The sequence below is a fragment of the Gemmobacter nectariphilus DSM 15620 genome (genome assembly GCF_000429765.1).
Lineage (GTDB): Bacteria > Pseudomonadota > Alphaproteobacteria > Rhodobacterales > Rhodobacteraceae > Wagnerdoeblera > Wagnerdoeblera nectariphila.
In genome coordinates this window covers 159,168-179,025 of sequence record NZ_AUCM01000006.1, presented here as the reverse complement: position 1 = coordinate 179,025, position 19,858 = coordinate 159,168, and the positions used below count along the sequence as shown (strand labels likewise).

Genomic DNA, 19,858 nt, shown 5'->3' with positions numbered 1-19,858 from the left:
TTTCTCAAATACCCCGGGGGTCCGGGGGCTGGCCCCCGGTCCCGCAGTCTCAGCCCTTCGATGCCTTCCAGGCCTCGAACCGCGCTTTCGTCTCGGCGTTCATCGGATAGAGCCCCGGCAGCGCGGCGCCGCCCTTGGCCTGGTCCATGATCCAGCCTTCCATCTCTTCCTGTTCGACCGCGGCAGCGGCGACATCGGCCGCCACATCCTTGGGGATCACCACCGCGCCATCGGTATCGGCCACGATCACGTCACCGGCAAAGACGGCAACCCCGCCGCAAGCGATCGGCTCGTTCCAGCCCACAAAGGTCAGCCCGGCGATCGAGGCCGGTGCCGCCGTGCCCTGCGCCCAGACCGGAATGCCGGTGGTCTGCACCCCGGCCAGATCGCGCATCACGCCATCGGTCACCAGCGCGCGCACCTTGCGCACCGCCATGCGGGCACACAGGATATCGCCAAAGATCCCGGCATCCGTCACGCCCATCGCATCGGCCACCGCGATCACGCCTTCGGGCATTGCCTCGATGGCGGCGCGGGTCGAAATCGGGTTGCCCCAGCTGGCGGGCGTTGCCAGATCCTCGCGCATCGGAATGAAGCGCAGGGTAAACGCCTCGCCCACGGCACGGCTGCCGGTTTGCGCGGCGCCCGTCAGCGGCATCGCGCCCCGGATCCAGCAGTTGCGCAGGCCCTTTTTCAGCAGAACGGTGGTCAGCGTGGCAGTCGTCACCTGTTCCAGCTGTGCGCGGATTTCAGGGGTCAGGGTCATGGCGTGGTCCTTGTCATCAGCCAAGAGGTGGGGTCGGCGCCCCGCAGCCTACCCCAGCCGCCAAGGCGCCGCCAGACTCAGCCGCCCAGAAGATCGCGGGCAACCCGCTCGAACACCCGCACGCCCGGCTCGATGATCTCGTCGGGGAAATCATAGTCGGGGTTGTGCAGGTTCGGCGTGCGGTAGCCCGACCCCAGCCGGAACATCGCCGATTTCGCCCCGCCACGCGATCCGAACAGGCCGAAATCCTCGGATCCGCGCATCGGGAACTGACTGTTTTCGCGCGTGATCCCAACCGCCTCGGCAGCATTCAGCAGGCGCTGCGTCGCCTCGGCATCGTTGGTGCAGGCGTGAAAGATGTCGTGGTGCGAATAGTCCACCTTCAGCCCCGTCGCCTTGGCCTCGGTCTCGACCAGTGCGGTGACGCGCGCCAGCAGGTCGGCCATGTCGCGATCATGCACGGTGCGCAGCGTCATCCACAGCTCGGCCCGGCCCGGCGTGATGCCGAATGCCGGCTCTCCCATCCGGGCATGGGTCACGGTGACCAGCCGGAACGCGTCGCCCAGATCGCCCCCCGGCCCTTCGGCCATCACCGCCGGGATCAGCCGCGCCAGCGACAGCGCGGGCGACAGCGCATGTTCCGGCGTCGAGGCATGCGAGGTATGCCCCGTCAGCACCACCCTCAGCCCGCGCGAGGCACAGTTCGCCGGCCCCGCCTCCAGCGCCATGGCGCCATGCTCGAGGCCCGGGAAGTTGTGCAGCGAAAACGCCCAGTCGGGCCGGATCTCGGCAAAGGCCGGGTCGTCCAGCACTGCAGCGGCGCCTGCGCCGTTTTCCTCGGCAGGCTGGAACATCAGCACCGCGCGGCCCCGCGCCGGCGGGCGGCGCGACAGCAGACGGCCCAGCCCCAGCAGGATCGTCGTATGCCCGTCATGGCCGCACTGGTGCCCCTTGCCGGGGATCGTCGAGGCCCAGGGATTGCCCGTCAGCTCCTCGATCGGCAGCGCGTCCAGCTCGGACCGGAACATCACGGTCGGTCCCGGCTCGGCCCCGTGCCAGATGGCGGCGACACCATGCCCGCCCAGCCCGGTCAGCACTTGCGGCGCGCCCATCTCGCGCAGGGCCTTGACCACTTCGGCGGCCGTCCAGGCCTCGTCCCCCGAAACCTCGGGGTGCTGGTGCAGGTGGCGGCGAAAGGCAGTCAGTTCCACAATGTCGGAATTGGTCAGCATGGCAAGTCCTCCTCACTCCCCGGTCGCGGCCGGGCTGTCGCCCATCGCCTCGCGCCAATGGCGGCGGCACAGGCTGACATATCGCTCGTTTCCGCCCACCATGACCTGCGCGCCTTCCTTCAACGGCTTGCCGTCGGGGCCGGTGCGCACGACCATGGTGGCCTTCTTGCCGCAATGGCAGATGGTGCGAACCTCGCGCATTTCATCGGCCAGCGCCAGCAGTGCGGCGGATCCGGGGAACAGCTCGCCCCGGAAATCGACCCGCAGGCCATAGCACATCACCGGCACGCGCAGATCATCGACCGCCTGCGCCAGTTGCCAGACCTGATCGCGCGTCAGGAACTGTGCCTCGTCCACAAAGGCGCAATCGACATGGCCGCGCCCCAGCCGCGCAGCCACCAGCGCATACATGTCGTCCTCGGGGGTGAAGGTATCGGCGGGTTCCGAAATGCCGATACGGCTGGCGATCCGCCCTTCGCCGGCGCGGGTGTCCAGCCGGGCGGTCAACAGCCATGGCGCCATGCCGCGTTCACGGTAGTTGTAGGCGGCCTGCAACAGCAGCGTCGACTTGCCGGCGTTCATGGTGGAATAGTGGAAATAGAGCTTGGCCATGCCCGAGCGATACCGGCTGCCGCCCGGCACGGCAATAGATCGGGCGCAGCATTCCGTGGTGATGCAGCTTGCGCCCGGCCCCGGGATCGCCATCGCATACCCGGCAATTCCACCTGGGCGGGGGCGCGCCTGCATGGCTCATCCCTGGCCCTTGGCCGGGGCCGCCGCGCGGCTGGTCCCGCCGGGACCGTGACGCAGCGACCCCCCCCACACATGCCGATGCTGGGGACACCGGCCACTCGTTACGGCCACGGCACGTTCCGCAGCGTCTTTTACATGACAACCATCCGTGATCGGATTAATGGGAAATCGCAGTGGAATTTCCCCGACCCGTGCGGGGGTGTGCGCCGGGGGCCCGATGTCGCTTGGAAGTTATCTGAAGAAACACACCGAGGCCCTGGTCAAGGACGTCGGGATCGAGGCGGCCTGCACCATCACCGGGAAATCCAAGGCAACGCTTGGCCGGTATTATTCCGACAGCGCCGAACACGACGACCGCTTCATGCCCATCGACGTCGTTGCCCAGCTGGAGGCGGCGGCGAAGTTTCCCCATGTGACCGAGGCGCTGGCCGACCTGCAAGGGATCACTCTGTCCTACGATCAGGAACGCCGCAATGCGGCCTCGGGCGGGGTGAACAACGATGTCGTCATGCTGTCGCAGCGCTTCGCCATGCTGATGGGCGAATATCACACCGCCATCGGTGACGGGGTCATCTCGGTGAACGAGGCCAAGCGCCTGTTGCGCGAGACGCTGGCCCTGCAACAGGTGCTGCTGGACATGAAGCTGAACCTGGAACAGGAAGCGACCGGCAGCTAGGCGCGGCGCATCCCGGCCTGAAGTGATCCGGGGCAAGCCGCATGTGCATGAGACCTGGCGCGACGTGCAAGCGCGGCGGGGTGAGCCCCGCCCGATGGATTGCCATCATGGCGCAACAGGTCGTGGGGCGGGGTTCACCCCGCCGCCACCCTCATGCCTTGCTGCGCGACGTCAGCGCGGCTGCCTGCGCGGCGGGCGGTTGCCCGATGCGGCAACCTTCGGCTGGGCGGGCCGTTGGCCCTGCGGCTTGCCATCGCCCCGCTGGCCCGGCTTGCCCTGCGGCTTCGCGCCTTGCGGCTTGCCACCCTGCGGACGGTCGCCCTGAGGCTTGCCGCCTTGCGGGCGATCCCCCTGCGGGCGTGCCTTGCGGGCGCCTTGTGGCTTTTGCTGGCCGGGGCGGCGCGGGGCATGCGCGGGCTTGGCCACCGGGCCGTCATAGGGCGTGCCACCGATCACCGGCAGCGGCTGGCCCGTGACCTTTTCGATCGCCTTCAGCTCGTCCTGTTCTGCGGGCGCGCAGAAGGCCACCGCCTTGCCCGAGGCACCCGCCCGCGCCGTCCGCCCGATGCGGTGGACATAGTTGTCCGGCACATTCGGCAGGTCATAGTTGTAGACGTGGCGCACTAGCGGAATGTCGATCCCGCGCGCGGCCACATCCGTGGCCACCAGCACATCCAGCTCGCCCGCGCGGAAGGCCGCAAGGGTGCGCTCGCGGTTGTTCTGGCTCTTGTTGCCGTGGATCGAGCCGGCCGAAAACCCCCAGCTGACCAGCAGCTTCATCAGCTTTTCGGCACCATGCTTGGTGCGGTTGAAGACCAGCGCCGCCTCGCCGGGGTGTTTCAGCAGGTAATCTTCCAGCAACTTCGCCTTGTCGCCCTGATTGACGAAATGCACGGCCTGGTCGATGCGGTCGGCGGTCTTGCCGGGCGGGTTGACGGCCACCTTGACCGGATCGCGCAGATAGGTCTCGGCGATCTCGTCGATCAGCTTGGGCATGGTGGCGGAAAACATCAGCGTCTGGCGCTTGTGCGGCAGATAGCGGGCGATCTGGCGCAGCAGATGGATGAAGCCCATGTCAAGCATCTGGTCAGCCTCGTCCAGCACCAGATAGCCCGTGGCATCAAGGGTCAGCGCCCGCCGCTCCAGCAGGTCGATCAGCCGGCCCGGCGTCGCGACCAGCACATCGGCGCCGCGCGCCAGCGCTTCGGCCTGCTTGTGCAAAGATGCGCCGCCGATCACCTTCTGCACCTTGACCGGGGTGCCCTTGGTGAACAGCATCAGATGGTCGGCGATCTGCGCCACCAGCTCGCGCGTCGGGGCCAGGATCAGCGCACGCACGGTGCGCGGGGCCGGCGGATGGCCAATATCCAGGATGCGGTTCAGCAGCGGCAGGCCAAAGGCCGCCGTCTTGCCGGTGCCGGTCTGTGCCAGCCCCATCAGGTCGCGCCCCGCCAGCACCTGCGGAATTGCCTGCGCCTGGATCGGTGTGGGTTTGTCAAAGCCCAAGCGGTCCAGCGCCTTGAGCAGGTTGGGCGTCAGCCCGAGATCGGAAAAGGTTGTCATATGTTGGCTCCACCCCGCGCGGGGGTTGCAAAAGGGCCACCGGCAGAAACCCGCACGGACCTCTTGTCCTTGCGCCTGCCGGATCGGTGCCCCTGCGTGATGGTGGGAACCTGAACTGCCTGCGCCCTTTCGGTGCTCACGCGGCACGGGGCGCGGGCAGATGATCGCCAGATGGGCCTGACGCGCCAAAAAGTCAAGGCTGCGCTGGTTTTCTGCCCCCGATCCGTCCTGACGACGGCCGCGCCGCCCTTTCATCTGTCCATAAATATCCCACGGGGAGGTCTGGAGGGGTGTGAAACCCCTCCAGCGCCGGATGCGGGCGCATGCTTGCCGGGGTGCGCAGCGTCAGCGGCAGACAAACCCGCCATCCACCGGCAGCTCGATCCCTGTGACAAAGCCTGCATCGTCCGAGGCCAGCCACAGCGCTGCATGGGCCACTTCCTCGGCCCGCACCAGCCGGCCCAGCGGCACCTGCGCGATCATGGCATTGGCATTCGCCTCGGCCTCGACGGGATCGCCCTTGCGGCTGGTGAACCTGGTCATCATCGGCGTATCCGCCAGGCCGGGGCAGACGACATTCACCCGCACCTTGTCGGGGGCATAGGTCTGGGCCAGCGATTTTGTCAGCCCGACCACCGCGAACTTGCCCGCCGAATAGATCGGTGAGAAGCGCGAGCCGACCAGCCCCGACACCGAGGCGGTAAAAACGATCGCCCCGCCGCCGCGCTTGCGCATGTGGCGCACCACCTCGCCCGCGCCCAGAACGGCCGAGTCGATGTTCAGCGCCATGGCCATGCGATAGGCGTCAATGTCCAGATCCTCGATCCCGCCTGGCCCGGGGATCCCGGCATGGGCCCACAGGATATCGACCCCGCCCAGCTTGTCCGCCGCCGCGTGGATGCTGCCCTTTGCGCCGTCCACCGTGGACAGATTGGCCTGGACCGTCTGGATCGGTGTGCCCCTGGCCGCCATGTCGGCCGCCATGCTGGCCAGCGCCTCGGCGTTCACATCGACGGCGCAGACGGTTGCACCCTCGCGGCTGAACAGCTCGACCCCGGCGCGGCCCATGCCGGATGCGGCAGCGGTGATGATGGCAAGTTTTCCCTGAAGTCGCATGGTTTCCTCCCGTTCAGGTCGCATGGGCATGGCAGCCGCCCCGGCCGGGCGACGCAGATCGCGCATCAAGGCCAGTTCCCGGAGTCGTGCCCATCGAGGGGCCGTCCCCCGATCTGGCCCGACACTAGGGGGTGATGGTTTTAGTGTCCACGATAATAACTATCAAGTGCATATATGTGCATCATATTGCGCCTGTGTGCGCGCCATCTCTGCGCCGCGGCGTTGCGCGCGCAGCAAGGATTTCGCAGCTTTTCCAAAGAAAACAAGCCTGATCGCGAATGATCCTTGACGCAACGATCATATATGTGACCAATCTGTTCTGAATAAGGAATAGTCCAGTAATTCACGATCATGAACAGTGATGGCTGGCCGACTGGGAGGAGCAAACCATGAAAGCAGCCGTTCTGCGCCAGTATGGCGCGCCGTTGAGCCTTGAGGATCTTGACCTGCTGCCGCCTCAGGACGGTGAGGTTCTGGTGCGCTTTGCGGCCAGCGGTGTCTGTCACAGCGACATGACCCGGATCGAGGGCAAGCGCCCGTCGGCCCTGCCCATCGTGCTTGGCCACGAGGCGGCGGGCCATGTCGAACAGGTCGGGCCGGGCGTCACCCATCTGGTGCCGGGGGATCGGGTCGTGCTGTCGTTCCTCTATGATTGCGGGCAATGCTATTATTGCTGCTCGGGCCGGCCCAACCTGTGCGAGGTCGGGCGCGGCATCCTGCGCGGTGGCACCATGCCGAACGGCACCACGCGCCTGCGCAAGGGTGACGAGGAAATCCATCACATGGTGGTATCCTCCTTTGCCGAAAAGGGCGTCGTGCCGGCGCGCTGCGCCGTGAAGATCCCCGACGAGGTGCCGCTGGAAGCCGCCGCCCTGATCGGTTGCGGCGTGCTGACCGGGACGGGCGCGGTGTTCAACACCGCCGCGGTGCGCCCCGGCGATTCCGTGCTGGTGGTCGGCACCGGGGGGATCGGGCTGAATGTGGTGCAGGGGGCAAAGATCGCCGGTGCCTCGGTCATCGCCGTGTCGGACCTGAACCCCGACAAGCTGGCCACCGCGCGCGAGTTCGGCGCCACCCATCTGATCGACGCGCGCACCGAGGATCCCATCGCGGCGGCCCGCAACCTGACGCAGGGCCGCGGGGTCGATCATGCCTTCGAGGCGATCGGCAACAAGCACACGATCCGCCAGTGCTATGACGCGGTCCGTCCGGGCGGCAAGGCCGTGGTCGTCGGCATCGCCGAGGTCGGCACCTGCTGCGAGGTCGAGGCGATCAGCCTGCCGATGACCGAGAAAATCCTGACCGGGTCGTTCTATGGCAGCTACCGGCCCCGGCTGGATGTGGAACGGCTGGTCGATCTCTACCGCTCCAACCGGCTGCGGCTGGACGAGCTGATCTCGCGCCGCTACCGGCTGGACCAGATCAACGATGCCTTTCACGATCTGCATTCGGGCATCCTGACCCGCGGGGTCATCAGCTATGAATGACCGGCCCGATACCGGCCTGGTCGCAGGTCTGCGGGCGGCCGAAACCTTGCTGAACCGCGTGCTGGCCGGGGTCACGGTCACGCTTCTGACGCTCAGCGTGGCGCTGGCTTTCGTCAGTGTCGTGCTGCGCTACGTCTTTGGCAGTTCCTGGGCGATCATCGAGGAATTGTGCCGGTTCTTCATCGTCTATTCGGCGCTGCTGTATTTCGGCCCGCTAATCACCCGCAATGCGCATCTGACCATGTCGATCGTGACCGACATGTTGCCGCCACAGGTCTACCGGCTGTTCGATCTGGCCTTGCATCTGCTGCTGGTCGTGCTGCTGGCCGGGCTGTTCCAGGCGGCCTGGCAATGGGAATCCGGTCTGATCGCCATGGGCCTGACCACCATGTCGGGCGAGATGAAAGCCTGGATCCCTTCGGCCGCGCTGCCCATCGGCGTTGGAATCGCGCTGGTCTATGCGCTGCTGCGGGCGGCTTACCGCATTGCGGGCGTGCCCTTGACCCAGACTGCGGGGGCGGGTGAATGACCGCACTTGCCTTTGTCGTCTTCTTCGCCCTGCTGGTGCTGGGCGCGCCGATCTGGGCGGCGATGCTGGTCTCGGGCGGGGTCATCGCGGTGCTCGATATCGGGCTGCCCGCGCAGATGGTCGTCTCGCAGCTATACATCGCGGTGGACAGCTGGCTGCTGCTGGCGGTGCCCTACTTCCTGTTCGCCGGCAACCTGATGACCGATCTTGGCCTTGCTGGCCGGCTGTTCCGCTTTATCGAAAACCTTCTGGGCCACATGCGCGGCGGATTGCCCGCCACGGGTGTCGTCACCTGCGCGATCTTCGGGGCGCTGTCGGGCTCGTCCACTGCAACCGTGGTCGCGGTGGGGTCGATGCTGCTGCCTTACATGATCCGCGCCGGATACAAGCAGCAAGACGCGCTGGGCATCATCGCGGTTTCCGGCACGCTGGGGCAGATGATCCCGCCCAGCGTCTACATGATCCTCTTCGCCTCGCTGGTGCAGATGGATGTGTCCAAGCTGTTCCTGGCCGGCATCGTGCCAGGACTGGTGATCACCGTGCTGCTGGTCGTCACCGCCGTCGCGCTGAACATCTTCGGCGGGCAGGAGCTGCGCCCCCGCGCCAGTGCCGCCGCGATCCGCCGCAGCTTTCTCGAGGCGCTGCCGGCGCTGATCATGCCGGTGGTGGTGCTGGGCGGCATCTATGCCGGCATCTTCACCCCGACCGAGGCCGCCGCCGTCGCCGTCGTCTATGTGCTGGCTGCAAGCGCGATCTTCGAGCGCAAGGCCTTTACGCTGAAGCGCATCTTCAAGGCAGCCGAAAGCGCGGTGGTCACCAGCACGATCATCTTCATCATCCTTGGCGGGGCCACGGTGTTCGCCAATGCGCTGACCTTTGCCGACGTGCCGCAATCCTTCACGCGGTTCATGACCTCGCTGCCGGTGAACGTGCATGTGACGATGGGGCTGATCTTGCTGATCTTCATCGTGCTGGGCACGGTGCTCGATCCGGTGCCAATCCTTTACATCACCATCCCCATCGTCTTTCCGGTCGTGGTGGCGCTGGGCTATGCGCCGACCCATTTCGCCATCCTGACCATCGCCTGCATGATGGTGGCCCAGGTGACCCCGCCCGTCGGTATGAGCCTCTTTGCCCTGTCTGGCGTCTTCAACGTGCCCATCGGCACGGTGATGCGCGGGGCGCTGCCCTATCTGGCCACGCTGGTGCTGGCGCTGCTGGTGCTGTGGTGGGTGCCGGGGATTTCCACCGTCTTCGAATGACGCGGCCAGGCCGCGATCAGCCCCGGCCAGAGGAGAGGCCGGGCAACCCCAAGGGAGAGAAGTCATGTTTGCAAGATCACTCGCCGCGCCGCTCAAGCGCGCCGTCCTGGGTGTGCTGGCGGCCGGCACGCTGGCGCTTCCCGCGCTGGCGCAAGAGCTGCGGTTCGTCCACGCCTATCCGGTCGCCTCGCAGCACCACCGCAACGTCGAATGGTTCACCCAGCAGGTGACCGAGCGCACCAAGGGCGAGGTCAAGTTCCGTGTGTTCCCCTCGGCGCAGATCATGCCGATCAACCAGGAACTGCCAGGCATCCTGTCGGGTCAGGTGGCGATGACCTATTCGGTCGCCCCCGTGGTCTCCAGCGTCGAGCCGCTGTGGGGCGTGTTCGATCTGCCCTTCGCCTTCGACGTCAAGCTGAACGACATGGGCCATGCTGCCCGCTTCTTTGCCAGCGAAAAGGGCGGCGGCGTTCTGGCGGCCGCCATGGAAAAGCGCGGCTTCAAGCTGATCACCATTGCCCCGACCGACTATCCCAGCTCGATCTACCTGACCAGGCAGGCCGCGCCCAAGACGCTGGAAGACGTCAAGGGCCTGAAGATCCGCATCACCGGCGGCCGCATCGCCCAGCTGACCGGCGAGGCTCTGGGCTATTCGCCGGTCGCCATCGCAGGCGCAGAACTGGTGCCGGCGCTGTCGCAAGGCGTGGTCAACGGGGGCATCCTGCCGCCGATCTACACGCTGGACAACAAGCTGCCGCTCAAGGGGCTGATGGTCGGCCCGCACGCCTGGCCGGCCACCACGCCGATCATCATGTCGCTTCAGGTGTTCAACAGCCTCTCGCCCGCGAACCAGAAGATCATGCTGGAGGTCGGCGCCGAACTGCGGGACCGCGCTCTGAAGATCGTCGAGGAAAACGCCACCAAGGCGCTAGAGGATCTGAAAGCCGGGGGGGCCGAGGTGTCGTATTTCTCGGCCGAGGAAACCGCGCGCTGGCGCGATCTGACCAAGCCGGTCTGGGAGGCGTTCGTCAAGGACAATGGCGCCGATGCCCAGGCGATGCTCGACGAGTTGGCCCGGCTGCGCGACGGCAAGTAATCGCGGCACCGCCGCCAAGACAACTGGCCGGTCCCTCTGGGGCCGGCCTTTCCTTTGCCTGTGGCCAGTGCCGCGCGGCGGGGGCCCTGCCCCCGGGCGACGGCTGCGCCTCTGGCTGGCGACGCGCCTGCCCCCGGGATATTTGGATCAAGGCGAAGACATGCAGGCCGCCCGCGCATCGTGGACGCTGTTGCAAGCGGGCTGTGTTTCGCCTTGTTCAAATATCCCCGCCGGAGGCAGCCGACATCGGCCGGCCCGCGCGCCGGTCAGGGTCGGGTTGCAGGTGGCGGCAGCTCTTGTGCTTCGCTCAGGCGGCGCGTCAGGAAGAACGGGGCGGCTGCGAAAAAGACAGCCACGGCTGCCGTCAGGAAGGCTGCGGAATAGTCTCCGGTCCAGCTGTAGAGCTGGCCGGACAGCCAGGCCCCGACCGCCGCGCCGAAGGACATCAGCATGAAGATCAGGCCATAGATCGAACTTACCCGCCCGCGCGCGAAAATGCGGGCATTCAGGGCCGAGATCACCGGGCCGCGCGCGCCCTGGCTGGTTCCAAAGGTCAGGATGAAGACCCAGACCAGAACGGGATTCGGCCAATACGCAAACCCCATCAGTGCCAGCACGCCGATCAGCGTTCCGGCATAGGACACCAGCGTTGCCCGCCGGATCCCGAAGCGCACCGTGGCCCAGCCCGACACGATGACGCCAAAGATCGACAGCATTCCGGCGATGCCGAAGGCCAGCGCCGCCGCAATCGGGGGGTAATCGCGCGAGATCAGGAAGGCGATCACCTGAACCGTCGTCAGATAGGCCGCGACTGCGGTAAAGAAGAACGCCTGCACCAGCAGCCAGAATTCCGCCGTGCCGATGGCGCCGCGCACCGTCCATTGCGGCTCGGATGTGGATATGTTGCGGCGCGGCCCCCTGTCGCGTGCTGCGGCGGCGCGGGTGTTGCCGGCGGCGCCTTCGGCAATGCGCCCCCAGGGCAGCAGCACCAGCAGCGGCAGCAGCCCGGCGCAGCACCAGAAGAGGATCCGATAGGTCTCGCGCCAGCCGAAAGCGTCGATCCCGGCCTGTGCCAGCGGAACGACCAGCAGCATTCCCGACCCGAAGCCGGCATAGGCGATGGCGACCATCAGGCTCATCTGCCGGTCGAACCAGCGCCCGATCAGCGCCGCGGCCGGGACCATGCCCATCATCGAGGCCGCCATGCCGCACAGAACGCCCGGCGCCAGATACAGGTGCCAGATCGACGTGGTGTTGCCCGCCACAAACATGGCCGCCGCCAGCAGTGCCGCCCCGGTCAGGTAGGATACGCGCGGTCCCCAGGTGTCCAGCAGCGTTCCCGTAAAGGGCGACATGGCGCCCAGCGTGATCAGATAGACCGAATAGACCTGGGTCAGCCGCGCATGATCCCAGCCGAATTCATGTTCCAGCGGCTGCATGAACACCATGAACGTGTCCACGATCCCGCGCGCGAGGAAGTTGCAGGCAAAACCGATCACGACCACGATGATTGCGAGCGCCGTTGGCCCGATGACCCGCCTGCCTGCCGTTTCCATGTCGGTTCAGCCCCGTCCTGCCGCTGCCAAGATCTTGCGCGCCGCGCGTTCATGCGGCTTGTCGATCATCTTGCCGTCGATGGAGACGACGCCAAGACCGGGGTTTTCCTCGAAGGTGCGGATGACGGTCTCGGCCCAGGCGATCTCGGTCTCGGTCGGGGTGAAGGCGGCGTTGACCGGACCGACATGGCTGGGGTGGATCACCATCTTGGCGGCAAAGCCGTCGCGGCGGGCGGCGCGGGATTCCTCGGTCACATAGTCCAGATCGCCGATGGCGGTGCAGACCGTGTCGATGGCCATGACCCCGGCCGAGGCAGCCGCGAACAGGCACATGTTGCGCGCCAGCACAAAGGGGCCGGAATAGCCCGCGCCATCGCGGTTCGAGGTCGCCCCCAGCGAGGCCGACAGATCCTCGGCCCCCCACAGCAGGCCGCGCAGGCGGGGATGGGCGGGGGTATAGCTGGCCATGCCCAGCATTGCCTCGGCGGTTTCGGTCGCCACCGCCATGATCCAGGTGGATCCCTGTTTCAGCCCCGATGCCGCCTCGAAGGCGGACAGGTAGTGGCCAAGTTCGGCAATGTCCTGCCCGCCGCGCGATTTGGGCAGCAAGATCCCGTCGGGCCGGTGCGGCATGACAGCGGCCAGATCGTCCAGCGTCAGCCCGGTGTCAAAGGCGTTGACCCGCACGATCAGCTGCTTGCCAGCCCGGTCAGTGCCCAGCATGTCGGCCACGGTGCCGCGCGCGGCGGCCTTGGCCGGGGTGGCGACCGAGTCTTCCAGATCCAGCACCAGCGCGTCGGCAGCAGTGCCCATCGCCTTGGCAAATTTGCGCGGGCTATCGCCCGGAACGAACAGAAAGGACCGCATCAGGCAACCTCGCGTTTGCGCATCAGACCGGCGCGGCGGCAGATCGCCACGACCTCGCCCTTCTGGTTAAGGCAGGTGTGTTCGAATTCGACAATCCCCGCGTTGGGGCGCGAGCTGCTTTCGCGCTTGGAGATGATCCTGGTGCGGGCGCGCAGCGTGTCGCCGGCAAAGACCGGCTTGGGGAAGCGCACATCGGTCATGCCCAGATTGGCGATGGTGGTGCCCTGCGTGGTATCGCTGACCGCCATGCCGATCATGATCGCCAGCGTGTAAAGGCTGTTGAACAGCGGCTTGCCCCATTCGGTCTGTTCCGCAAAGTGATGGTCGATGTGCAGCGGCTGGGTGTTCATCGTCATCAGGCTGAACGAGATGTTGTCATACTCGGTCACCGTGCGGCTGAGATCGTGATCGAAGACGCGATCGACCTCGAATTCCTCGAAGTAGAGCCCTGCCATTCTGTCCTCCCTGTCAGAGCATGATGCCGGCGGCGCGCAGCGCCTGGCGGCGGGTGTCGGTGATGCCCCAGCCGTCCAGCGCATCTGCCCCGGCGCCGCGCGGTTGCGGTGGGGTGGGGGTGGCGGTCGGTGTGGCGGAAAAGCGGGGCGCGGGGGCGGGTTGCGGGTGGCCGGCCACCGTGATCCAGGCCGCGCGTTCCTGTGTTGCGGGGTGGGCCTGTGCCTCGGCAAAGTTGAGGATCGGGGTTGCACAGGCGTCCGAGCCATCGAACACGGCGGCCCAGTCATCGCGCGTGCGGCTGGCGATGCGGTCTGCTATCAGGCGGCGGGCGGCGGGCCAGTTGGCGCGGTCAGTCACATCGGGGAATGTCGCCGGGTCAAACCCCAGCCCGCGCAGCAGATCGGCGCGGAACTTTGCCTCGATGGGCGCGACCGCCAGATAGCCACCGCAGGCACAGATATAGCTGTCATACTGCGGTGCCCCGGTATCGAGCAGGTTCTCGCCCCGTCCGCCCGAATGAATGCCGGCCGCCATCAGCCCCAGAAGCGGCGCCGCCAGCAGCGAGACGCCATCGACGATGGCCGCGTCCACCACCTGCCCGCGCCCGGACTGGATGGCGGCCAGAAGGCCGATGACCATCATCAGGCTGCCACCGGCATAATCGCCCAGCAGGTTGGCGGGTGGGGTGGGGGCTGCACCGGCGCGGCCCAGGGCGTCCAGAACGCCGGTCTGTGCCAGATAGGTCAGATCGTGCCCGGCCGTATGGGCCAATGGCCCGGTCTGGCCCCAGCCGGTCAGCCGGCCATAGGCAAGGCGCGGGTTGCGGGCCAGGCAGGGGGCGGGGCCAAGCCCCAGCCGTTCCATCACGCCGGGGCGGAACCCCTCGATCAGCCCGTCGGCGCGGGCGATCAGATCCAGCACCAGCTGCACCGCCTGTGGCTGCTTGAGATCCAGCGCGACCGAGGCCCGGCCCCGCGCGGCGAAATCGCAATCCACCGGCCGCTCGATCCCGTTGCCGGACGGCTGGATCCGGTCGATCCGCAGCACATCGGCGCCCAGATCGGCCAGCACCATGGCGGCAAAGGGGCCGGGGCCGATGCCGACCATCTCGATGAACTTCAGCCCGGCCAGAGGTCCGCTCATCCCAGGCCCCCCTCGCGCCAACTGCGTTCCAGCGCGTCGCGGTGTTCGGGGGCGGCAATGGCGATCATCCGGCGGGCGCGTTCGGTCAGCGGCTGGCCGCGCAGCTCGGCCACGCCATGTTCGGAGACAAAGGTATCGGCATCGGCCCGCCCGCAGGTGGCGGCGGCGACGCGCGGCACGATGCGGCTGATCCCCCTGGGCGTGACCGAGGGCAGCGCGATGATCGACCGCCCCCCTTGCGACAGTTGCGCGGCGCGGACGAAATCCACCTGCCCGCCCACGGCGCCAAGGTATCGCCCGCCGACCTCCTCGGACCCGACCTGTCCGGTCAGATCGACCTCCAGCGCGGAATTGATCGCGTGAAAGCGCGACAGGCCGGCGATGATGGCGGGGTTGTGGGTTTCCTCTTGCCCGGCAAGCCGCATGGCAGGGTTGCGGTCGGCCAGCGCATAAAGCCGCGGGGTGCCGATCAGCATTCCGAACACCGAAACGCCGCAGTCGCGTTCCTTGCGGGCGTTGGTCAGAACGCCGGTCTCGATCAGATCGGCGGCCCCGTCCGGCACGGCGCCGGAATGCAGCCCCAGGTCGCGGTGCCCGGACAGGGCGGCCAGAACGGCGGCGGGGATGGTGCCCACGCCCAGCTGGATCACCGCGCCATCGGGGATCAGCGCGGCAACATGGGCGGCAACCTGGCGGTCGGTGTCCGACAGGGGCGGGGTGGGCAAGGTCACCGGCGGCTCTGCTGCCTCGACCAGCGCGGTCAGGGGCAGATCGTCGATGTCGCCGCCATGGCAGGCGGGCAGATGCGGGTTCAGCTCTGCCACTACAACGCGGGCGGTTCGGGCGACATGCGCCACGAAATCGCGACCAAGGCCAAGGTTCCAGCCTTTGCCACTGGCCGAGGGGCGCAGCTGCAACAGCACCGCATCCACGGGCATCCGCGACCCGCCCATGGCCGCCGCCAGCGCCGAGACATGCATCGGGTAGATCGCCAGCCGCCCCGCCCGCGCCAGCCGGGCACCGGCCCCGAAGGCGCCATAGCATTCCAGCCGCAGGGCCGGGGGCACATCGCCGTTCCACACATCGGACCACATCGGCCCCAGGAACACCGGCAGATCGGCGGGCGGCGGGGCCGCCACCAGCCGCCGGGTCAGGGTCAGCGGTTCCGCCGTGCCCTGACCGACCAGCACCCGGCCCCCTGCGCGCAGCAGGGCGCCATAATCCAGCCGGTCTGCCGCGATCGCCTGCATCAGTAGGACTTCGGCAGGCCCAGCACACGCTCGGCGATGTAGGACAGCACCAGCTGCGGGCTGATGGGGGCGATGCGGGGGATCATCACCTCGCGCATGTAGCGTTCCACATGATATTCCTTGGCATAGCCGAACCCGCCATGGGTCATCACCGCCTGTTGGCAGGCGTTGAACCCGGCTTCGCCGGCCAGGTATTTGGCGGCATTTGCCTCGGCCCCGCAGGGCTTGCCCGCGTCGTAAAGCCAAGCCGCTTTCAGCACCATCATCCAGGCGGCTTCCAGCTCGCACCAGTTCTTGGCCAGGGGGTGCTGGATCGCCTGGTTCTGGCCGATGGGTCGGTTGAAGACCACGCGTTCCTTGGCATATTGCGTCGCCTTGCGCAGCGCGGCCATGCCCAGGCCGACCGCTTCGGCGGCGATCAGGATCCGTTCGGGGTTCATGCCCTGAAGGATGTATTCAAAGCCGCGCCCTTCCTCGCCGATCAGATCGCTCGCAGGGATCTGGAAATCCTCAAAGAACAGCTCGTTCGAATCGACGCATTTGCGGCCCATCTTCTCGATCTCGCGCACCTTGATGCGTTCGCGGTCGAATTTCGTATAGAACAGGCTCAGGCCGTGGGTGGGCTTTGTCACCTCTTCCAGCGGGGTGGTGCGGGCCAGCAGCAGGATGTTGTCGGCCACCTGCGCGGTCGAGATCCAGACCTTTTGCCCGGTGACATGATAGGTATCGCCCCTGCGCACCGCGCGAAGCTTAAGTTGCGTGGTGTTCAGGCCGGTATTCGGCTCTGTCACGCCGAAACAGGCCTTTTCGCGCCCCTCGGCCATCGGGCGGATCATGCGGTCCTTCTGGTCCTGGGTGCCGAACACATCCACCGGCTTCAGCCCGAAGATGTTGATATGCACCGCCGAGGCGCCCGACAGGCCCGCACCGGATTCCGCGATGGTGCGCATCATGATCGCAGCTTCGGTGACCCCCAGCCCGGCGCCGCCCTGCGCCTCGGCGGTGCAGATGCCCAGCCACCCCTCACGCGACAGGGCATCGTAGAAATCCTGTGGAAAGCCGCCCTCGCGGTCGCGCTTGAGCCAATAGGCATCGTCGAATTTCTCGCAGATCCGGGCGATTGCGTCGCGGATCGCCTCTTGGTCCGGGGTCAGTGCAAAATCCATCGGTTCCCTCCTTGGCGGCGCCTCAGCGCGCCATCACGACCTTGTCGCGCAGCAGCGCGTCGATTTCCGGCTGGGTCAGGCCAGCCTCGCGCAGCACATCCTGCGTGTGTTCGGCAAAGTTCGGCGCCAGCCGTGGCGGCTCGACGGGCGTTGCGGACATGCGCACCGGGTTCGCCATGCTGACCAGCGGCCCTTCGGTCGGGTGCGTGACATGCTGAAAGAAGTTGACCGCCTTGAGATGCGGATCTTCCAGCACGCTTTCAAAGGTGTGCATGGCCATCACCGGCACGTCGATGCTGTCCAGGAGCGCGATCCATTGCTCTGATGTGCGGCTTTCGAACTTTTCCAGCAGCCAGCCATAGACCATGTCATAGTTGCGGTTCCGCCCGGAAAAGGTGCCAAAGCGCGGATCGTCCATGCGTTCGGGTTCGCCAATCGCGGTCAGAAAGCGGCGCCAGTGGTCATCGGTATAGATCAGCGCACAGACATGGCCGTCGGCCGTTTTCAGCGGGCGGCGGTTGGGCGCCAGCTGGCGCGGATAGCCGCCGCGATCCAGCGGCGGATCATAGGTCAGCCCGCTCAGATGGTCGGACAGCACGAAGCCCACCATGGATTCGAACATCGGCACATCGACGCGCTGGCCCTTGCCGGTGGTTTGCCGCGCAACGACGGCGGCCAGAATGGCGGACAGCGCCATCAGCCCGACCACGCGGTCCGCCACGGCCGTGGGAATATAGCGCGGCTCGGGGCTGCCAGAGACCTGGAACAGATGCGCGACCGTGGCGCCCCCCTGGATCAGGTCGTCATAGGCGGGGCGGGCGGCATAGGGCCCGTCCTGGCCATAGCCATAAAGCCCGGCATAGATCAGACGTGGATTGACCGCCGACACCTCGTCCCAGGACAGGCCAAGGCGGTTCATCGCGGCCGGGCGCACGTTGTAGACCAGAACATCGGCATCCTTGCACAGCCGCAACAACAGCGCGCGTCCCTCGGGGGCCTTCAGGTTGATGGCGATGGATCGCTTGGAGCGGTTCGAGTTCAGGAACATCGGCCCCATGCCATCGTGAAGGGCCGGGCCGATCCCACGCACCAGATCGCCGGCCGGAGCCTCGACCTTGATGACGTCAGCCCCGAAATCGCCAAGGAACTGGGTCGCATAGGGGCCCATCACCACGGATGTCAGGTCGATTACCTTCAGTCCTGCCAATGGTCCCATGACTCGGGTGCCTCGCTGCTGGTTCCGTTATGTAGACGTATCATGCATAATTTTGGATCATCAGGGCAAGGCCCGTGCCAAAGGATTGCCGGAAAATCCCGCGATAATATCGTTTTCTGACAATATAAAACGGGGGCCCCAACCGGGGCCCCCAATGTTGTTCAGATATCGGAACAAATATGTCGATCAGTCTACGGGCGGCCCGGCCATCAGGCGCAGGGGCGTGTAGACCATGACCACCTCGCCGCGCTGGTTGATCACCTCGTTGCGGGTCCGCACCAGCCCGCGCCCGTGTTTCGAGGCTGCGCGCTGTTCGATCACTTCCAGCTCGACATGGATGGTGTCGCCCTGAACGACCGGGGCCTTGACCGTCAGCTCCATCCCCAGAAAGGCCAGCCCCGTTCCTTGGCCGGTCGCGTTCAGCACCAGCCCTTCGCACAGCGACAGCACCAGCGCGGCGGGTGCGGGGCGGCCGGGGATCGCGGAATGCGCGGCGCGGAATTCGGCATCGACGAACAGCGATTCCAGCATCCCGGCAACCGAGACGAAGTTCACGATGTCGGTTTCGGTGATCGTGCGGCCAAAGGTGCGAAAGCGCGCACCGACGGGAAGATCGGTCCAGTAATAGCCCTGACCCACAAGTTTCATGGCAAACCTCCGAAGGGGTGGCCGGGCACCGGGGCGCCCGGCCGCAGGATCAGTTCTTCACCGCAGCGCGGAAGGCGGCCAGGATTTCCTTGGCCGGCTTGCCGCGGCCTTCCAGCGCATTGGCCCACTGGTCACCCACGGTTGCCATCATCTCGGCCACCTTCTGGGCATCGGCGGGGGGCAGGTCGACGAACTTGACGCCCGAATCGGCAATGGTCTGCTTGTCCTTGCCGTCCAGCTGGTCGGCAACCTCGCAGCCGTGCATCGTGGCGGCCTCGCCAGCCTCGGCCAGCACCTTCTGGACATCGGGGGCCAGCTTGTCCCAGCGCGACTGGCTGATCGTGTAGGTCACAACGAACGAGCCGAAGTTGGTGTTCTGCGTGGCATATTTCACCAGCGGGTGCATCTCGTAGGGGATCATCGAGGAATGCGGGAACAAGATCCCGTCCAGCGTGCCGCGCGACAGCGCCTCGCGCGCTTCGGGGGCCGGAATGCTGACCGGCACACCGCCCACCAGGCGCACGGCGATTTCCTTGGACCCGCCGGTCGAGCGCAGTTTCAGCCCCTTGAAGCTGTCGATCCCGGTGATTTCCTGCGACTTGGTGAAGATCTGATAGGGCGGCAGCACCATCACCATCAGCACGCGCACCCCGTTTGGCGCGAATTCCGCCTTGTCCAGCACGCCGCCCGGCTTGGCGATCTGCCAGAACGCCTTGGTCCCGGCGCATGAGGTGGTGAAGGCCTCGGGCAGCTCGCCCACCGAGGACAGCGGCAGCTTGTCCGCCACATACGAGGCGCCGACATAGCCCACGTCCAGCACGCCGCTTTGCGTCAGTTGCAGCATGTCCTTGGCCTTGCCCATCTGCTCGGCCGGGAAATATTCAAAGGTCACGCCACCGTTCGATTGCTTGCTGACCATGTCCATCCAGACCTTGGTCATGTTCTCGGCGATGTAGTGGCCCACCGGAAAGCTGTCGCCCACGCGGATGGTTTCCGCCATCGCCGGAACGGCCGCAGTGGCCATCAGGGCGGCAAGCGCCGCGCCCATTGTCTTCTTGATCATCTCCATCTCCTCC

General features: G+C 66.5%; 19 protein-coding genes. 5 read left to right on the top strand and 14 right to left on the bottom strand.

Going from position 1 to position 19,858, the window contains the following annotated elements:
* Positions 1-49: 49 nt before the first annotated feature.
* The 3 genes from G481_RS0107560 to G481_RS0107550 form a co-directional block, all read right to left on the bottom strand.
* Positions 50-766 (bottom strand): ribonuclease activity regulator RraA, encoded by a 717-nt coding sequence (locus G481_RS0107560; RefSeq protein ID WP_028029490.1) that lies wholly within the window; start codon positions 764-766, stop codon positions 50-52.
* Positions 767-843: 77 nt separating this feature from the next.
* Complete coding sequence (locus G481_RS0107555; RefSeq protein ID WP_028029489.1) at positions 844-1,998, bottom strand: amidohydrolase; 1,155 nt, start codon at positions 1,996-1,998, stop codon at positions 844-846.
* Between the two features lie 12 nt (positions 1,999-2,010).
* Positions 2,011-2,610: a thymidine kinase gene (locus G481_RS0107550; protein ID WP_028029488.1), complete on the bottom strand. Its 600-nt coding sequence runs from the start codon at positions 2,608-2,610 to the stop codon at positions 2,011-2,013.
* A gap of 358 nt (positions 2,611-2,968) precedes the next feature.
* Here G481_RS0107550 and G481_RS0107545 point away from each other — a divergent pair, with 358 nt between their 5' ends.
* Positions 2,969-3,427, top strand: a complete 459-nt coding sequence (locus tag G481_RS0107545) for a hypothetical protein (protein WP_028029487.1) — start codon at positions 2,969-2,971, stop codon at positions 3,425-3,427.
* 171 nt (positions 3,428-3,598) lie between these two features.
* Here the strand turns inward: G481_RS0107545 and G481_RS23165 are convergent, their stop codons facing one another.
* Both G481_RS23165 and G481_RS0107535 read right to left on the bottom strand, forming a co-directional pair.
* Positions 3,599-4,990 carry a DEAD/DEAH box helicase gene (locus tag G481_RS23165; protein WP_035025410.1) on the bottom strand — a complete coding sequence of 464 codons (1,392 nt, stop codon included), beginning with the start codon at positions 4,988-4,990 and terminating at the stop codon, positions 3,599-3,601.
* Positions 4,991-5,335: 345 nt separating this feature from the next.
* Positions 5,336-6,106 (bottom strand): SDR family NAD(P)-dependent oxidoreductase, encoded by a 771-nt coding sequence (locus G481_RS0107535; protein ID WP_028029486.1) that lies wholly within the window; start codon positions 6,104-6,106, stop codon positions 5,336-5,338.
* 389 nt (positions 6,107-6,495) lie between these two features.
* Between G481_RS0107535 and G481_RS0107530 the strand changes: the two genes are divergently transcribed.
* From G481_RS0107530 to G481_RS0107515, 4 genes are all read left to right on the top strand, one after another.
* On the top strand, positions 6,496-7,593 hold the full coding sequence (locus G481_RS0107530) for a Zn-dependent alcohol dehydrogenase (protein WP_028029485.1): 1,098 nt from the start codon (positions 6,496-6,498) through the stop codon (positions 7,591-7,593).
* A complete protein-coding gene (locus G481_RS0107525; protein ID WP_028029484.1) occupies positions 7,586-8,122 on the top strand; it encodes a TRAP transporter small permease in 537 nt (178 codons plus the stop codon). Before G481_RS0107530 ends, G481_RS0107525 begins: the two co-directional genes overlap by 8 nt.
* Complete coding sequence (locus tag G481_RS0107520; protein ID WP_028029483.1) at positions 8,119-9,384, top strand: TRAP transporter large permease; 1,266 nt, start codon at positions 8,119-8,121, stop codon at positions 9,382-9,384. The genes G481_RS0107525 and G481_RS0107520 overlap by 4 nt, the downstream gene beginning before the upstream one ends.
* Before the next feature lie 64 nt (positions 9,385-9,448).
* Complete coding sequence (locus G481_RS0107515) at positions 9,449-10,480, top strand: TRAP transporter substrate-binding protein (RefSeq protein WP_028029482.1); 1,032 nt, start codon at positions 9,449-9,451, stop codon at positions 10,478-10,480.
* 266 nt (positions 10,481-10,746) lie between these two features.
* On the opposite strand, the gene G481_RS0107510 is transcribed toward G481_RS0107515, so the two are convergent.
* The 9 genes from G481_RS0107510 to G481_RS0107470 all read right to left on the bottom strand — a co-directional run bounded on the left by G481_RS0107510 (position 10,747) and on the right by G481_RS0107470 (position 19,845).
* Positions 10,747-12,036, bottom strand: a complete 1,290-nt coding sequence (locus tag G481_RS0107510; RefSeq protein ID WP_028029481.1) for an MFS transporter — start codon at positions 12,034-12,036, stop codon at positions 10,747-10,749.
* Positions 12,037-12,042: 6 nt separating this feature from the next.
* Entirely contained in the window at positions 12,043-12,903 is an 861-nt protein-coding gene (locus G481_RS0107505; RefSeq protein WP_028029480.1) for an HpcH/HpaI aldolase/citrate lyase family protein, read from the bottom strand.
* Positions 12,903-13,358, bottom strand: a complete 456-nt coding sequence (locus G481_RS0107500; RefSeq protein ID WP_028029479.1) for a MaoC family dehydratase — start codon at positions 13,356-13,358, stop codon at positions 12,903-12,905. The genes G481_RS0107505 and G481_RS0107500 overlap by 1 nt, the downstream gene beginning before the upstream one ends.
* Before the next feature lie 13 nt (positions 13,359-13,371).
* Complete coding sequence (locus tag G481_RS0107495; RefSeq protein WP_028029478.1) at positions 13,372-14,502, bottom strand: CaiB/BaiF CoA transferase family protein; 1,131 nt, start codon at positions 14,500-14,502, stop codon at positions 13,372-13,374.
* On the bottom strand, positions 14,499-15,752 hold the full coding sequence (locus tag G481_RS0107490) for an acetyl-CoA hydrolase/transferase family protein (protein ID WP_028029477.1): 1,254 nt from the start codon (positions 15,750-15,752) through the stop codon (positions 14,499-14,501). The genes G481_RS0107495 and G481_RS0107490 overlap by 4 nt, the downstream gene beginning before the upstream one ends.
* Positions 15,752-16,918, bottom strand: a complete 1,167-nt coding sequence (locus G481_RS0107485; RefSeq protein WP_028029476.1) for an acyl-CoA dehydrogenase family protein — start codon at positions 16,916-16,918, stop codon at positions 15,752-15,754. The genes G481_RS0107490 and G481_RS0107485 overlap by 1 nt, the downstream gene beginning before the upstream one ends.
* Before the next feature lie 22 nt (positions 16,919-16,940).
* Complete coding sequence (locus tag G481_RS0107480) at positions 16,941-18,134, bottom strand: CaiB/BaiF CoA transferase family protein (RefSeq protein ID WP_028029475.1); 1,194 nt, start codon at positions 18,132-18,134, stop codon at positions 16,941-16,943.
* Positions 18,135-18,320: 186 nt separating this feature from the next.
* On the bottom strand, positions 18,321-18,782 hold the full coding sequence (locus G481_RS0107475) for a MaoC family dehydratase (RefSeq protein ID WP_028029474.1): 462 nt from the start codon (positions 18,780-18,782) through the stop codon (positions 18,321-18,323).
* Positions 18,783-18,831: 49 nt separating this feature from the next.
* Complete coding sequence (locus tag G481_RS0107470) at positions 18,832-19,845, bottom strand: TRAP transporter substrate-binding protein (protein WP_035025512.1); 1,014 nt, start codon at positions 19,843-19,845, stop codon at positions 18,832-18,834.
* Between the last annotated feature and the right edge of the window lie 13 nt (positions 19,846-19,858).

Excerpts from the sequence above, each read along its gene's own strand:
- G481_RS0107525 (WP_028029484.1), top strand. The coding sequence starts at position 7,586 with ATGAATGACCGGCCCGATACCGGCCTGGTCGCAGGTCTGCGGGCGGCC.
- G481_RS0107530 (WP_028029485.1), top strand. The coding sequence starts at position 6,496 with ATGAAAGCAGCCGTTCTGCGCCAGTATGGCGCGCCGTTGAGCCTTGAG.
- G481_RS0107560 (WP_028029490.1), bottom strand. The coding sequence starts at position 766 with ATGACCCTGACCCCTGAAATCCGCGCACAGCTGGAACAGGTGACGACT.
- G481_RS0107535 (WP_028029486.1), bottom strand. The coding sequence starts at position 6,106 with ATGCGACTTCAGGGAAAACTTGCCATCATCACCGCTGCCGCATCCGGC.
- G481_RS0107495 (WP_028029478.1), bottom strand. The coding sequence starts at position 14,502 with ATGAGCGGACCTCTGGCCGGGCTGAAGTTCATCGAGATGGTCGGCATC.
- G481_RS0107510 (WP_028029481.1), bottom strand. The coding sequence starts at position 12,036 with ATGGAAACGGCAGGCAGGCGGGTCATCGGGCCAACGGCGCTCGCAATC.
- G481_RS0107555 (WP_028029489.1), bottom strand. The coding sequence starts at position 1,998 with ATGCTGACCAATTCCGACATTGTGGAACTGACTGCCTTTCGCCGCCAC.
- G481_RS23165 (WP_035025410.1), bottom strand. The coding sequence starts at position 4,990 with ATGACAACCTTTTCCGATCTCGGGCTGACGCCCAACCTGCTCAAGGCG.
- G481_RS0107505 (WP_028029480.1), bottom strand. The coding sequence starts at position 12,903 with ATGCGGTCCTTTCTGTTCGTTCCGGGCGATAGCCCGCGCAAATTTGCC.
- G481_RS0107545 (WP_028029487.1), top strand. The coding sequence starts at position 2,969 with ATGTCGCTTGGAAGTTATCTGAAGAAACACACCGAGGCCCTGGTCAAG.
- G481_RS0107500 (WP_028029479.1), bottom strand. The coding sequence starts at position 13,358 with ATGGCAGGGCTCTACTTCGAGGAATTCGAGGTCGATCGCGTCTTCGAT.
- G481_RS0107470 (WP_035025512.1), bottom strand. The coding sequence starts at position 19,845 with ATGATCAAGAAGACAATGGGCGCGGCGCTTGCCGCCCTGATGGCCACT.
- G481_RS0107520 (WP_028029483.1), top strand. The coding sequence starts at position 8,119 with ATGACCGCACTTGCCTTTGTCGTCTTCTTCGCCCTGCTGGTGCTGGGC.
- G481_RS0107475 (WP_028029474.1), bottom strand. The coding sequence starts at position 18,782 with ATGAAACTTGTGGGTCAGGGCTATTACTGGACCGATCTTCCCGTCGGT.
- G481_RS0107485 (WP_028029476.1), bottom strand. The coding sequence starts at position 16,918 with ATGGATTTTGCACTGACCCCGGACCAAGAGGCGATCCGCGACGCAATC.
- G481_RS0107490 (WP_028029477.1), bottom strand. The coding sequence starts at position 15,752 with ATGCAGGCGATCGCGGCAGACCGGCTGGATTATGGCGCCCTGCTGCGC.
- G481_RS0107550 (WP_028029488.1), bottom strand. The coding sequence starts at position 2,610 with ATGGCCAAGCTCTATTTCCACTATTCCACCATGAACGCCGGCAAGTCG.
- G481_RS0107480 (WP_028029475.1), bottom strand. The coding sequence starts at position 18,134 with ATGGGACCATTGGCAGGACTGAAGGTAATCGACCTGACATCCGTGGTG.
- G481_RS0107515 (WP_028029482.1), top strand. The coding sequence starts at position 9,449 with ATGTTTGCAAGATCACTCGCCGCGCCGCTCAAGCGCGCCGTCCTGGGT.